The 14,634-nt window shown below is 40.4% G+C and carries 8 protein-coding genes, 9 tRNA genes and 2 rRNA genes; all 19 read right to left on the bottom strand.

Features of this window, described 5'->3' with window-relative positions:
• Positions 1–231: 231 nt before the first annotated feature.
• On the bottom strand, positions 232–2,034 hold the full coding sequence (glmS, locus tag MHH85_RS20715; RefSeq protein WP_340708347.1) for a glutamine--fructose-6-phosphate transaminase (isomerizing): 1,803 nt from the start codon (positions 2,032–2,034) through the stop codon (positions 232–234).
• A 516-nt stretch (positions 2,035–2,550) separates the two neighbouring features.
• Entirely contained in the window at positions 2,551–3,063 is a 513-nt protein-coding gene (locus tag MHH85_RS20710) for a type 1 glutamine amidotransferase domain-containing protein (protein ID WP_340708346.1), read from the bottom strand.
• A 253-nt stretch (positions 3,064–3,316) separates the two neighbouring features.
• Positions 3,317–4,669 (bottom strand): phosphoglucosamine mutase, encoded by a 1,353-nt coding sequence (gene glmM, locus MHH85_RS20705; protein WP_340708345.1) that lies wholly within the window; start codon positions 4,667–4,669, stop codon positions 3,317–3,319.
• 47 nt (positions 4,670–4,716) lie between these two features.
• On the bottom strand, positions 4,717–6,021 hold the full coding sequence (locus MHH85_RS20700) for a CdaR family protein (protein ID WP_340708344.1): 1,305 nt from the start codon (positions 6,019–6,021) through the stop codon (positions 4,717–4,719).
• On the bottom strand, positions 6,018–6,860 hold the full coding sequence (gene cdaA / locus MHH85_RS20695) for a diadenylate cyclase CdaA (protein ID WP_193737834.1): 843 nt from the start codon (positions 6,858–6,860) through the stop codon (positions 6,018–6,020). Before cdaA ends, MHH85_RS20700 begins: the two co-directional genes overlap by 4 nt.
• Positions 6,861–6,976: 116 nt before the next feature.
• Positions 6,977–7,597: an anti-sigma factor family protein gene (locus tag MHH85_RS20690; RefSeq protein WP_193737835.1), complete on the bottom strand. Its 621-nt coding sequence runs from the start codon at positions 7,595–7,597 to the stop codon at positions 6,977–6,979.
• A 13-nt stretch (positions 7,598–7,610) separates the two neighbouring features.
• Positions 7,611–8,174 (bottom strand): RNA polymerase sigma factor SigW, encoded by a 564-nt coding sequence (gene sigW, locus MHH85_RS20685; RefSeq protein WP_053418994.1) that lies wholly within the window; start codon positions 8,172–8,174, stop codon positions 7,611–7,613.
• 258 nt (positions 8,175–8,432) lie between these two features.
• Positions 8,433–9,338, bottom strand: coding sequence for an arginase (gene rocF / locus MHH85_RS20680; protein WP_193737836.1), 906 nt, complete (start codon positions 9,336–9,338; stop codon positions 8,433–8,435).
• Positions 9,339–9,639: 301 nt separating this feature from the next.
• Positions 9,640–9,712, bottom strand: a tRNA-Lys gene (locus MHH85_RS20675).
• Positions 9,713–9,725: 13 nt separating this feature from the next.
• A tRNA-Gln gene (locus MHH85_RS20670) sits at positions 9,726–9,800 on the bottom strand.
• Positions 9,801–9,831: 31 nt separating this feature from the next.
• Positions 9,832–9,915, bottom strand: a tRNA-Tyr gene (locus MHH85_RS20665).
• Positions 9,916–9,927: 12 nt separating this feature from the next.
• Positions 9,928–10,003, bottom strand: a tRNA-Val gene (locus MHH85_RS20660).
• A gap of 27 nt (positions 10,004–10,030) precedes the next feature.
• Positions 10,031–10,105 (bottom strand) — tRNA-Glu (locus tag MHH85_RS20655).
• A gap of 144 nt (positions 10,106–10,249) precedes the next feature.
• Positions 10,250–10,322, bottom strand: a tRNA-Thr gene (locus tag MHH85_RS20650).
• A 13-nt stretch (positions 10,323–10,335) separates the two neighbouring features.
• A tRNA-Asn gene (locus MHH85_RS20645) sits at positions 10,336–10,410 on the bottom strand.
• A 793-nt stretch (positions 10,411–11,203) separates the two neighbouring features.
• Positions 11,204–11,319, bottom strand: a 5S ribosomal RNA gene (gene rrf, locus MHH85_RS20640).
• A 62-nt stretch (positions 11,320–11,381) separates the two neighbouring features.
• Positions 11,382–14,311 (bottom strand): 23S ribosomal RNA (locus MHH85_RS20635).
• Positions 14,312–14,407: 96 nt separating this feature from the next.
• Positions 14,408–14,483, bottom strand: a tRNA-Ala gene (locus MHH85_RS20630).
• Positions 14,484–14,495: 12 nt separating this feature from the next.
• Positions 14,496–14,572: transfer RNA gene (locus tag MHH85_RS20625), tRNA-Ile, on the bottom strand.
• Positions 14,573–14,634: the final 62 nt, after the last annotated feature.

Here is a 14,634-nt window from a genome sequence, read left to right as displayed (position 1 = left end):
TTTAGTTTAAGTACATTTGTTCACAAACTTCCATATATCATTCAATTATTTCTATAAATTCAGTTTACACTTAACTACTTAATTAAGTTAGCCCTCTTACAACAAAATACCCCTTTAGATAAAAAATCCAAAGGGGTAAAACGGTATAACTTTGTTTTAAACAGTACATCTTTTTTACAAACGATACGACTTTATTACAAATCTAGATTTTATTCTTAAAATAGTTATTCCCTACTCAACCGTTACCGACTTAGCCAAGTTACGTGGTTTATCTACATCGCAACCACGGTATAGTGCCGCATAGTAGCTTATAAGCTGTAATGGCACTACTGACATAAGTGGTGTTAGTAATGGGTGTACTTGTGGCAGGACAATAGCGTCGCCCTCTTGTTCCATGCCTTCCATAGAAATGATACATGGGTTGGCACCACGTGCTGTGACTTCTTTTACGTTACCACGGATGTTCAGGCTTACCGATTTTTGTGTAACCAGTGCTATTACTGGAGTGCCTTCTTCAATAAGAGCTATTGTGCCATGTTTTAGTTCTCCTCCAGCAAAACCTTCTGCTTGGATATATGAGATTTCTTTTAATTTCAATGCGCCTTCTACACTAACGCAGTAGTCCATATTACGACCGATGAAAAATGCATTACGTGTTGTTGACAAATAGTCTTTAGATGCAAATTCAAAGACTTCTTTAGAATCAACGATTGACTGAATTGCATTCGCCACTATAGCTAACTCTTTTTTCAGATCCAATTTTACTGCTATCCCTTGAGATTTTGCTTCTACATATGCCGCAATTGCTAGTACTGCTACTTGAGCTACATATGCTTTAGTAGAGGCTACAGCAATTTCTGGGCCAGCGTGCAATAGCATTGTATAATCTGCTTCTCGTGACAATGTCGAACCAGGTACGTTTGTAAGTGTTAACGTTGGATAACCAAGCTCTTTAATTTTCACTAATACTTGGCGGCTATCTGCTGTTTCACCAGATTGTGTAATGAAAATGAATAACGGTTTTTCAGATAGTAGTGGCATATTGTAGCCAAATTCGCTTGAGATATGCACTTCAACTGGAATACGTGCGATTTTCTCGAAGTATTCTTTACCTACTAAACCAGCGTGATAACTTGTGCCTGCTGCAATAATATAAAGGCGGTCTGCTTCATGCAATGCTTCTGCAATTGCAGGATCGATAGCAAGTTCACCTTGTTCATTTTCATAAGCTTGAATGATTTTACGGACAACACTTGGTTGTTCATCGATTTCTTTCAACATGTAGTGAGGATATGTGCCCTTTTCAATGTCACTCATATCTAACTCAGCTGTATATGGGGCACGTTCTATTACTGTGCCATCTAGATTTTTAATCGTCATAGCTTCTTTTCGTACGATTACGATTTCTTTGTCATGCAGTTCTACAAATTGATCTGTTACTTGTAGCATTGCCATAGCATCAGATGCAACGACGTTAAAACCTTCACCCATTCCTACAAGTAATGGACTTTTGTTTTTAGCGACGAAGATTGTTTCTTCTTCCGCTGCATCAAGTAAAGCAATAGCATATGAACCGTGTAGTAAAGCTAAAGTGTGACGGAATGCTTCTTCTGTAGTCATCCCATCAATCACAAACTTTTCAACTAACTGCACAATAACCTCTGTATCTGTATCAGATTTCATATCCACGCCTTGTAAAAATTCTTCTTGTAATAAATGATAATTTTCAATAACACCGTTATGCACAAGTGTAAACCTACCTGATGCACTTTGATGTGGATGCGCATTTAGTTGGTTTGGCACGCCATGAGTTGCCCAGCGCGTATGACCAATTCCTGTGTTAGCTAAAACATCTTCTTCTACTACTGCGCGTAAGTCAGCGATACGTCCCTTTTCTTTAAAGACTGTAATCCCAGCTTCATTACGAAGTGCTATACCTGAAGAGTCGTATCCACGGTATTCTAATTTCTCAAGGCCTTTTAAAAGGATTTCTTTCGCATCCAAAAAGCCGATATATCCAACAATTCCACACATATTAAATTCCTCCGAAGTTTGCAAAATTAGCCGCAAGAAAGAATACCTCGTCTTCCTAAGAAGTCGGGGAAACGTTCTTATGCTGCTGTGTCTTTGCCATTTTGCTTCTTTGTCCGTTCGATTACTCAAACGTTTTATAAACAAAATTTCGATCGGGCAATGGCGATCGGGAGGCATCCGCCGAAACTTTCGATACTCCTCCACCTCGTCTGCTGAAGATCTATGTCGTCCAATTTCTTCAGCGCTGGCGCTATAATTGTTTTCCTTTGTTTTATGCGCTACTTTTGATTCCTCCTTCTGCGCAGCTACTATTTTAGTATAAAGATTATCTCTTTATACAGCAGCAACTTCATCATACTTAAATCACTATTCATAGTCAATCAGAAACATGCTTTGAAAAGGTTTACAAGGGAAAATAATATTTCCCACTATATTATACGTTCAAATTGCATTTTTTGTTCCCCATTTTTATTAAAATCAACCGTTAAAGTATATACATTAACGGTTGATTTATTATTATTTATTCAATAATTTTAGTAATTCTCTATTGAATGCTGGAATGTCATCAGGTGTTCGACTTGTTACCAATTGATTTTGGCATACGAATACTTCCTCATCTTTATAAATAGCTCCCGCATTTTCCATATCTACACGAATAGATTTATAGCCAGTTGCTCCACGGCCATCTAAAGTCTTCGAAGATATCAATAATTGTGGACCATGACAAATTGCAAATACAGGTTTTCTTGCGTCCATAAACGCTTTTGTAAAATTGACGAATCGATCATCAGCTCTTAGCAAATCCGGTGAAAATCCACCTGGAATAAATAATGCATCAAAATCTTCTGATTTCACATCATCAATGGCGTAATCAATTTTCACCTTTTCACCATGCTTACCTTCTACTTGATTACCTGCTTCATTTTCAATTGTAAATACTTCATGTCCAGCGTCTCTCATAGCTTTTGCAGGATCCGTAAATTCCACATCTTCAAACATATTCGTTATGACTGTTGCTACTTTTGCCATTTCCAATCACTCCTAAGTTGTTTGTTGAATAAGGGTACATTATCAACCCTACACTAAAACTATTCCACATTTGGAGTAAATTAAACATTAACATTTAATTTCAACGTAATCTGATGATTGGACTACGAATTTAACATTATACATAACTCCATTCATAAACTTCGAGTTATGAGGTTAAGAAGTTAGTTAATTGCGTATGATTTAAAATACAAAAAGGGCAAGCATTTTGAAATATGCTTGCCCTAATCTTCTATTATTCAGTTAATCCCATTTCTTCTTTTACAACAGCCGCAATTCGTTCTGCATAAGCTGCACAGTTTTCAGTTGTTGATGCTTCAACCATTACTCGAACTAATGGTTCAGTTCCTGATGGTCTTACAAGGATACGACCATTACCATTCATTTCTTGCTCTACTTCAGCAATTACTGCTGCCACTTTTTCATTTTCTGTAACAGCGTATTTATCTGTTACTCGAATATTAATTAACTTTTGAGGGAAAATCGTCATCTCTGCTGCTAGCTCAGATAATGTTTTACCTGTTGATTTCATTGCATTAACAAGTTGTAACCCTGTTAATAAGCCATCACCTGTTGTGTTGTAATCCAGGAAAACTATATGCCCTGATTGCTCTCCGCCCAAGTTATAATCCCCTTCGCGCATAGCTTCTACAACATAACGGTCACCTACTGCAGTTTGGATACTTTGCATACCATGCTCTTCTAAACCTTTATAGAAGCCCATGTTACTCATAACCGTAGAGACAACTGTATCTTTGTTTAAACGTCCTTTTCCCTGGAAGTGTTTAGCACAAATATACATGATTTGATCTCCGTCAATGATATTACCCTTTTCATCGACAGCGATTAGTCGGTCACCATCACCATCAAATGCAAGTCCAACATCTGCGCCTTTTTCAACAACCATTTTAGCTAGTTCTTCAGGATGTGTAGAACCTACACCTTCGTTTATGTTTAAGCCGTTTGGTGAAGCGCCCATTGTTGATAGATCTGCTTCTAAGTCTGCAAATAAGTGAGCTGCAAGTGAAGATGTTGCACCATGTGCACAATCTAATGCAATATGAATACCTGTAAACTCTTCTTCCACTGTCTGTTTCAAGTATTGAATGTACTTTTGACCGCCTTCTAAATAGTCACTTAATGATCCTAAGTCACCACCTGTTGGGCGCGGTAGATCATCTTGTTCTTGGTCTAATAAGGCTTCAATTTCAGTTTCTTGTTCGTCAGTAAGCTTAAAACCATCTGGACCGAAGAATTTAATACCATTATCTGCGACTGGGTTATGAGATGCTGATATCATAACTCCTGCTTGACCACTCATAACACGTGTTAAATAAGCCACTCCAGGTGTGCTAATGACACCAAGGCGCATTACCTCTGCTCCTACTGACAGCAAGCCGGCTACAAGTGCTCCTTCAAGCATTTGTCCAGATATACGTGTATCACGACCAATTAATACTTTTGGACGTCCTGTGGCTTCTTTCGTTAAAACGTATCCGCCGAAGCGACCGAGTTTAAATGCTAACTCAGGCGTCAGCTCACTATTGGCGACTCCGCGGACGCCGTCTGTACCGAAATATTTACCCATTTTGTTCTCTCCTTCAAAACTATCTACGATCCTTCAATCAAATTCGTTTAAGATATTCGTTCTATTCGAAGATTGGCGATGTTATTAGAAAGTGACCAGGTCAAATTTCTTGGTCCGTCAACTTGAATAGGTAGCTTATGATTGCCATTGTGCTTATCTGCTGCTTCAATATATAAATCGAAATCATTGATATCTAGATTTGCTAACTCTTTTTCATCACCCTGAACAGTTAATGTAACTAAACCGTTCTTAGGTGTAATAAAATTACTACTATAATCCTCATCTAGGTTTCGAACGTCAACAGCTACATTCTTAAATTCTTTTGAACCTATAGTTGATGAAGTCTCTTCCTGATCAGTCTCTTTTTCTTCATCTTTAATTACGTCTTCTTCATTAGTATTCGATTCATTTTTCTCAACTACAGCTTGGACTTTAATGCTGTCTTCAGACAACCGTGAAATGCCTTCTGGCTTATCAATACCTATTTTAAAGATACCAGAGTTTTTGATTTTAGATACATCCACATCAACATTAAGTTGTTCCATTTTATCAAGAGCAGCTTTTGATCCGAATAAAGTCATCTTGCTCGTTATAGGCGTCAATGACTTTATCGTGATATCTTTACCTGGTGTCCCTTTTTGATTTAAGACGACAGGTACTTCCTTAGTATACTCCCCAATGTCAACATTCACTTTAATCTTTGCTGGCTTCACTTGGACATCTAATTTATTCATATCACGGTCTAGTATTTTGACATTCGCTTCTTGTTCAAACGAACTCTTTAGTCCTTGCTCACCAGTAACTGTCGCTTTTACATAGCTTATGCTATCTACTGCACTTTTAGCGCCAGTAACTGTTACCGTATTAGGATTCGCTGTCATACTTTTCACGAAATAGTCTTCTGCCAGCAGTCTTTCATTAATTTCCGGATCGATTTTAAATGTTCTTGTTACCCTTTCTTCAATTGAAATATCAATTGTAGATGGGTCCATTTGTACTGATAATTTATCAGAAAAATTTTCATGTTGAATAGTTACTTTATGTTCCCCAATTGTTTGCTTACGTAAATCCACGAATACAGTATAATCACTCACTGCTTTCGTTTGTAGGACGATAGCCATCGGACCCTTGATCGTAACATCTACGGTTTTTGGAACTCCTGTAACGATTAAACTCTCATCATCATAGTAAACCTGTACGGGTACATTATGAAGCACGTCTGCTTGTGTCCCTGATGAGAAACCATTGGAATTATCTTTTTCTTTTGGCTGAACCGTAAAGAATAGGAGCATGGCTAATGTCAGGGCTGTAATTCTTAAAAACCATGGGCTTTCAATCCATTTATCCATCATTTTTTATTCCCCCTCCAGCTCCACTTAGAGGTATTTGTTGCTTCTTGCTCGGGGCCAAACCACGCTTTACGTAAACGTGCTTCAAATTCTTCAATTGAAAGGTCACGGTGTAAATCTCCATTCACCGTTAAACTAATTGCTCCCGTTTCTTCTGATACAATAATTGTTATGGCATCAGTCACTTCACTGATACCAATAGCGGCTCTATGACGTGTACCTAATTCTTTCGAGATAAATGGACTTTCTGATAATGGTAAATAACAAGCTGCAGCCGCAATCCTGTTCTTTTGAACGATTACCGCTCCATCATGTAATGGTGTATTAGGTATGAAGATATTAATCAGTAATTCAGACGAGATTTCAGAGAACATCGGAATCCCTGTTTCTATATAATCATTCAACCCTGTTTCGCGTTCGATTGAAACAAGCGCTCCAATACGTCGCTTCGCCATATAACTAACGGATTTTGACATCGCGCTTACTAAGCGTGTACGCTCTTCATCTTCTTGTAAATTACTACGTGCAAATAGCTTACCACGGCCAAGCTGTTCAAGTGCTCGACGTAACTCTGGTTGGAATATGATAATAATAGCGAGGAAACCAAAATTGATAACCTGTTCCATCATCCATCCCAGTGTATTAAGGCCAGCATATACAGTAATTATACGAATAATAATGATGACGAATATTCCCTTTAATAATTGGACAGCTTTTGTTCCTCTTATTAAAGTTAAAATTTTATAAATAACAAACCATACTAAAAGAATGTCCAGAATGTTCATCAACATTCTAATCCATACATTGTCGGTAAATTGTGAAATTTCATTAATAAAAGACATGTGGATCCCCCACTTTTCTAGCGAGTGCATATGTGTTCAGTATAGCACAACTCTTACTTTACTTGCTGAGATGAAACAGAAAAGTCTACCTCAAACAGTAGACTTTTTCATTTGTTCTATTCGTTTTTGCCTAAAAATGAAAGTATTTCTTTTCCACCATTTTTAATTTTATACCAAAGCCATTCAAATGCTTGATTAATCTCATCTATTTGACCTGTGACATTTGCTGTTGAAGCCATATATTGACCATTAATTACAGTGATATTACCATCTACCGAACCTTCTACAAGGATATCTCCATTCTTGACTACGATATCACCTGTCACAGTCTTCCCTTCAGGTACGATGACTGTTTGCCCCTCTACAACTAAGTTTGGCTGTTTGGTCACAGAAAATTCCTTATTATCATTAAAGCCTGTAAGAAGTGAGGCGCTCATTAAAATACAAAACATTGCTGCTGCAACGAATATAGGATGACGACGTAGCCATCTTTGGACACCGGCTCCTGATCTTCCTTTAGGTAGACGAATCATAACGTTTTGCTTGAAATCCAGAGGTACTGAAACGACGGCAGCACTTTTGACAAAGGCAATTGTGCTATTTAGCTCCTGCATATGTTGTCGACAGTTATCACAGCTTTGCAAATGTGCTTTTAGCTCGATTTCATGTTCACGACTAATATCACCATCTAAATATTCATGCATGTATTCACCAATATGTTTTGGACACGCATTCATAGTGAAATCCCTCCTACAGATTGCCTAATTGCTTTCTCAGAGCTTCACGCCCTCTGTGAATTCGAGTTTTGACTGTCCCAAGTGGCATATCCAAAATCTCGCTAATCTCCTGCAATGGCAATTCCTCTATATACTTTAAGACAATGACTGTTCGATATTTGTCTGGCAACTGGCTAATTTCATATTGAATTCGCTCCTGCAGCTCCATTCTTTCTACTTCTTCCTCAGGTAGCCTATCTGAGGAGGAAATTTGAGAATACATATCTAGACCGTCCGTTCCAGCAACTTGCGCATCTAAGTAATAGTCCGGTTTCTTCTTCCTTATACGGTCTATACATAAATTCGTCGCTATACGGTACAGCCAAGTCGAAAATTTTCGATTCAAATCAAAAGTGTGAAGATTAATATACGCACGAACAAATGCCTCCTGCGCTATATCTTCCGCTTCATGTCGATTGCCAAGCATGCGATAACAAACTTGGTACAGCTTTTGCTGGTAGAGGCTCACAATATCAGAATACGCACTTTGATCGCCTTTCAGCACTTGTTTTATTCTCTTGTTGATTAATGCGTCCATCGTGATTTCCCTCCGCCCATGCGGCTGCTATTCTATATACGAGTCGCTTATAGTGTAAGTTTCATTTTTTCGAAAGTTTTTTTATAACTACAAAAAACCTTCCTTCCATAATTATAACAAATATGTAAGTAAAAATGATCCAAATTCATAATAAACTCTTCTATTCAAGACTTAATTACTTATCAATAAGTTCCCATTTTTCAAAAACCCTACACTTTTCGGCAATTATAAAAGGACGGGTATTCCCGTCCCTTTACATTACATTAATTTTTCGCCTAATAACGATCCCATTAAAGCAACTGCTACATCTGCTGTTTTGTTTCTCTCATCTAGGATTGGATTTACTTCTACAAATTCAGCGGAGGTAATCATTTCTGATTCATATAACATCTCCATCGCTAAATGGCTCTCACGATATGTAATACCGCCTAGAACAGGTGTCCCAACACCCGGCGTATAAAGCGGATCGATTCCATCTAGATCCAATGACAAATGCAATCCATCAACACATTTTCCTCTTAAGTAAATAATTGCATCTTGAATAACTTTAGTCATCCCCACTCTGTCAATTTCATGCATCGTGTACACTTTGATACCTTTTTCTTTTATTAATTCACGTTCACCTGGATCCACCGAGCGAGCACCAATAATAACTATATTTTCAGGTTTCACTTTTGGAGCATAGTCACGAATGTTTACAAGTTTTTCATGGCCGAGCCCAATACTTACAGCTAGTGGCATACCATGAATATTACCCGATGGTGAAGTATCACCTGTATTCAAATCGGCATGCGCGTCATACCAAATAACTCCTAGGTTCTCATAATGATCTGATAGTCCTGCAAGTGTACCTATTGCAATACTATGGTCCCCACCTAGTACAAGTGGAAAGTGATTTTGTGAAACGACATCATGTACTTTATTCGCAAGATTTGTACTGGCTTCAGTTACAGCTGATAAATTTCGTAAATTTGTATCGGCTGATACTTCACGCTCAGATACCCCAATCTGAATATCCCCCTCATCTATCACTTCATAACCCATTGCTTCTAATCTTTCTACAGCGCCCGCATATCGGATTGCACTTGGCCCCATATCAACCCCACGACGTGTTTGACCAAGATCCATTGGTACACCTATTAATGAAATATTTAATTTATGCATTATTTTATTCCCCCTTTGTGAATTACCTATATTGTAAATGCTACAATCATGTTGGCTCAACCCCACAAAATTCTGAATATTTATACAAAAAATCAAACACTTAAATATAGAACCACTTTGTAACTAAAGTAGATAATGCACTATCCTTTAAATTGAATTTATCAGTAGTTGTACAAAGTTACGCACTCTACTAAAAATGCTCCTTAGAGAGTATAGGGGGTATCCCTTATTTTTTATACTATTAACTACAAAAAACCTCTTTCTACAAAGTGTAGAAAGAGGTTGAAATTTTATATGAAAGTGAGCCATGTAGGATTCGAACCTACGACCCTCTGATTAAAAGTCAGATGCTCTACCAACTGAGCTAATGGCTCATAAAATTAAAAATGGCTGGGGTACCTGGATTCGAACCAGGGCATGACGGAATCAAAATCCGTTGCCTTACCGCTTGGCTATACCCCAACAATGAATAATGAATGTTTTATATAAAAAATGGTGGAGGGGGACGGATTCGAACCGCCGAACCCGAAGGAGCGGATTTACAGTCCGCCGCGTTTAGCCTCTTCGCTACCCCTCCGACAAAAAAATATGGTGGAGGATGACGGGATCGAACCGCCGACCCCCTGCTTGTAAGGCAGGTGCTCTCCCAGCTGAGCTAATCCTCCATGGATATCTAAAATAATTTTTAAAAATGGTGACCCCTACGGGATTCGAACCCGTGTTACCGCCGTGAAAGGGCGGTGTCTTAACCGCTTGACCAAGGGGCCATTAATGCTGTACTGCTTAAAACAGGACAAGAATTATATTAACATCCTTTAAATAAAAAAGCAATACTTTATTTAAAAAATATTAAAAATTTCATCTTACTAAACAAAATTCAATATATTTCTACTTCTTGATAAATAATAGAAAGCTTCCAACCGGGCTCGAACCGGTGACCTCTTCCTTACCATGGAAGCACTCTACCTGCTGAGCTATGGAAGCATAGACAAAAAAATGGCTCCGAAGGTAGGACTCGAACCTACGACCGATCGGTTAACAGCCGATTGCTCTACCACTGAGCTACTTCGGAACAATAATATTATCGCTTCTTTAGATGTTACTTTTGTGGAACACAAATATTATTATAACAGCATATTAAAACATTTCAAGCTATTTAAGGAAAAAAGTTTTAATTTTTTTGCACTTAAATATACCTATATTTTATTACAGTAACTCTAACTATCATAAAAGCCCTATTTAAGCGTTTTAAAGCGTTTTAATCAGAATCTAATGTAAGACTACCAACATATATCAATTATGCTCCTAAAGGCTATTACAATGAAAATCTCATAACCATTGATGGACTATTTTCAATTAGAATTCTTATGCCTTTATACACAAATTCCACTTTCCTTTAAAATTCCAGTGCAACTATTTTTCCAACATTAACTGCTAGAACTATTGAATAAGTTATATTTTTTTAATATACATCTATAATTGAGATAGTATACTTTTTGCATAACCTTTTCTAAGATACAGATATCAGTTGATCAAGAGCCAAATAAAATTATTTTGGAGTTATTTAAGTATGGCTTTACACCCAATATATTATGCAAAACAAAGAAGCTTACTATTCCCCCATTATAAATTGCAATAATTGGATGCAAATCTATTTCCGTTTTACACAACTCAAATGAGACTAATGACGATTAAGGAAATTTCATCGGTTCTTCAGTGAATTAATACTTGCCAAATAACTCCCCATATCGATTGTTATAACCTTTAAATACAATAGTCATAATATAACCCTTGATTTCCACATTTATTATAACTATTTTCTATATAAAAAAGCACAACTGATTAAATCAGCTGTGCTTTAATGTGCCTAGCAACGTCCTACTCTCACAGGGGGAAACCCCCAACTACCATCGGCGCTAAAGAGCTTAACTTCCGTGTTCGGCATGGGAACGGGTGTGACCTCTTTGCCATCATCACTAGACTATTTAGAGAACTTGTTCTCTCAAAACTGGATAAATTACATTGAAGTTAGTTAAGTAAAATTTGGTTAAGTCCTCGATCTATTAGTATTCGTCAGCTCCGTATGTCGCCACACTTCCACCTCGAACCTATCTACCTCATCGTCTTTGAGGGATCTTACTTACTTGCGTAATGGGAAATCTCATCTTGAGGGGGGCTTCATGCTTAGATGCTTTCAGCACTTATCCCGTCCACACATAGCTACCCAGCGATGCCCTTGGCAGAACAACTGGTACACCAGCGGTGTGTCCATCCCGGTCCTCTCGTACTAAGGACAGCTCCTCTCAAATTTCCTACGCCCACGACGGATAGGGACCGAACTGTCTCACGACGTTCTGAACCCAGCTCGCGTACCGCTTTAATGGGCGAACAGCCCAACCCTTGGGACCGACTACAGCCCCAGGATGCGATGAGCCGACATCGAGGTGCCAAACCTCCCCGTCGATGTGGACTCTTGGGGGAGATAAGCCTGTTATCCCCGGGGTAGCTTTTATCCGTTGAGCGATGGCCCTTCCATGCGGAACCACCGGATCACTAAGCCCGTCTTTCGACCCTGCTCGACTTGTAGGTCTCGCAGTCAAGCTCCCTTATGCCTTTACACTCTACGAATGATTTCCAACCATTCTGAGGGAACCTTTGGGCGCCTCCGTTACTCTTTAGGAGGCGACCGCCCCAGTCAAACTGCCCGCCTGACACTGTCTCCTACCCCGCTAAGGGGCATGGGTTAGAAGTTCAATACATCTAGGGTAGTATCCCACCAACGCCTCCTCCGAAGCTGGCGCTCCGGAATCTCTGGCTCCTACCTATCCTGTACAAGATGTATCAAAATTCAATATCAGGCTACAGTAAAGCTCCACGGGGTCTTTCCGTCCTGTCGCGGGTAACCTGCATCTTCACAGGTACTATAATTTCACCGAGTCTCTCGTTGAGACAGTGCCCAGATCGTTACGCCTTTCGTGCGGGTCGGAACTTACCCGACAAGGAATTTCGCTACCTTAGGACCGTTATAGTTACGGCCGCCGTTTACTGGGGCTTCAATTCGCACCTTCGCTTGCGCTAAGCACTCCTCTTAACCTTCCAGCACCGGGCAGGCGTCAGCCCCTATACGTCACCTTACGGTTTTGCAGAGACCTGTGTTTTTGCTAAACAGTCGCCTGGGCCTATTCACTGCGGCTCTCTCGGGCTTTCACCCTACTAGAGCACCCCTTCTCCCGAAGTTACGGGGTCATTTTGCCGAGTTCCTTAACGAGAGTTCTCTCGCACACCTTAGGATTCTCTCCTCGACTACCTGTGTCGGTTTGCGGTACGGGCACCTTTTACCTCGCTAGAGGCTTTTCTTGGCAGTGTGAAATCAGGAACTCCGGACATACGTCCTCGTCATCACAGCTCAACGTTATAGAAATGGGATTTGCCTCATTTCACGCCTCACTGCTTGAACATGCATAACCAACAGCATGCTTACCCTATCCTACTGCGTCCCCCCATTGCTCAAATGGTAAATAGGTGGTACAGGAATATCAACCTGTTGTCCATCGCCTACGCCTATCGGCCTCGGCTTAGGTCCCGACTAACCCTGAGCGGACGAGCCTTCCTCAGGAAACCTTAGTCATTCGGTGGACGGGATTCTCACCCGTCTTTCGCTACTCATACCGGCATTCTCACTTCTAAGCGCTCCACCAGTCCTTCCGGTCTGACTTCACAGCACTTAGAACGCTCTCCTACCACGGACATCTAAGATGTCCATCCACAGCTTCGGTGAATTGTTTAGCCCCGATACATTTTCGGCGCAGCGTCACTCGACCAGTGAGCTATTACGCACTCTTTAAATGATGGCTGCTTCTGAGCCAACATCCTGGTTGTCTAAGCAACGTCACATCCTTTTCCACTTAACAATTACTTTGGGACCTTAGCTGGTGGTCTGGGCTGTTTCCCTTTTGACTACGGATCTTATCACTCGCAGTCTGACTCCCGTGCATAAATCACTGGCATTCGGAGTTTGTCTGAATTCGGTAATCCGGGATGGACCCCTAGTTCAAACAGTGCTCTACCTCCAGGATTCTCTATCACGAGGCTAGCCCTAAAGCTATTTCGGAGAGAACCAGCTATCTCCAGGTTCGATTGGAATTTCTCCGCTACCCACACCTCATCCCCGCACTTTTCAACGTACGTGGGTTCGGGCCTCCAGTAAGTGTTACCTTACCTTCACCCTGGACATGGGTAGATCACCTGGTTTCGGGTCTACAACCACATACTCATTCGCCCTATTCAGACTCGCTTTCGCTACGGCTCCGTCTTCTAAAACTTAACCTCGCATGTAATCGTAACTCGCCGGTTCATTCTACAAAAGGCACGCTATCACCCATTAACGGGCTCTAACTACTTGTAGGCACATGGTTTCAGGATCTATTTCACTCCCCTTCCGGGGTGCTTTTCACCTTTCCCTCACGGTACTGGTTCACTATCGGTCACTAGGTAGTATTTAGCCTTGGGAGATGGTCCTCCCAGATTCCGACGGAATTTCACGTGTTCCGCCGTACTCAGGATACACTCAAGAGAGAATGAACTTTCAACTACAGGGCTGTTACCTGCTCTGGCGGGCCTTTCCAGACCGCTTCGTTTAACTCATTCCTTTGTAACTCCATATAGAGTGTCCTACAACCCCAAGAGGCAAGCCTCTTGGTTTGGGCTATTCCCGTTTCGCTCGCCGCTACTCAGGGAATCGATTTTTCTTTCTCTTCCTCCAGGTACTTAGATGTTTCAGTTCCCTGGGTCTGCCATCAAGACGCTATGTATTCACGTCAAGATACTGCTCCATTACGAACAGTGGGTTCCCCCATTCGGAAATCTCCGGATCAAAGCTCACTTACAGCTCCCCGAAGCATATCGGTGTTAGTGCCGTCCTTCTTCGGCTCCTAGTGCCAAGGCATCCGCCATGCGCCCTTAATAACTTAACCTAAAAGTTAGTTATTAAGCCTAAAAAACTTAATAATAAAAAATGTGTTACTTAATTTGCTTCAATGTCGTTTTATCCAGTTTTCAAAGAACAATATTGGTGGAGCCTAGCGGGATCGAACCGCTGACCTCCTGCGTGCAAGGCAGGCGCTCTCCCAGCTGAGCTAAGGCCCCAAAAAAGAAAAATGGTGGGCCTAAATGGACTCGAACCATCGACCTCACGCTTATCAGGCGTGCGCTCTAACCAGCTGAGCTATAGGCCCCTTTTTCGGAAAAATATAAGGTTTTTATAAACCTTCAAAACTGAACGCAAGACGTTAATCGA

Source organism: Viridibacillus sp. FSL E2-0187 (genome assembly GCF_038006425.1).
In the GTDB taxonomy this organism is placed as follows: Bacteria; Bacillota; Bacilli; order Bacillales_A; family Planococcaceae; genus Viridibacillus; species Viridibacillus arvi.
The sequence above is the reverse complement of the archived record's forward strand: the minus strand, read 5'-3'. Positions and strand labels throughout refer to the sequence as shown.

What these genes read in the sequence shown, in the direction of transcription:
- rocF (WP_193737836.1), bottom strand. Translation starts at nt 9,338, where the DNA reads ATGCATAAATTAAATATTTCATTAATAGGTGTACCAATGGATCTTGGT.
- cdaA (WP_193737834.1), bottom strand. Translation starts at nt 6,860, where the DNA reads ATGTCTTTTATTAATGAAATTTCACAATTTACCGACAATGTATGGATT.
- glmS (WP_340708347.1), bottom strand. Translation starts at nt 2,034, where the DNA reads ATGTGTGGAATTGTTGGATATATCGGCTTTTTGGATGCGAAAGAAATC.
- MHH85_RS20690 (WP_193737835.1), bottom strand. Translation starts at nt 7,597, where the DNA reads ATGAATGCGTGTCCAAAACATATTGGTGAATACATGCATGAATATTTA.
- MHH85_RS20710 (WP_340708346.1), bottom strand. Translation starts at nt 3,063, where the DNA reads ATGGCAAAAGTAGCAACAGTCATAACGAATATGTTTGAAGATGTGGAA.
- MHH85_RS20700 (WP_340708344.1), bottom strand. Translation starts at nt 6,021, where the DNA reads ATGATGGATAAATGGATTGAAAGCCCATGGTTTTTAAGAATTACAGCC.
- glmM (WP_340708345.1), bottom strand. Translation starts at nt 4,669, where the DNA reads ATGGGTAAATATTTCGGTACAGACGGCGTCCGCGGAGTCGCCAATAGT.
- sigW (WP_053418994.1), bottom strand. Translation starts at nt 8,174, where the DNA reads ATGGACGCATTAATCAACAAGAGAATAAAACAAGTGCTGAAAGGCGAT.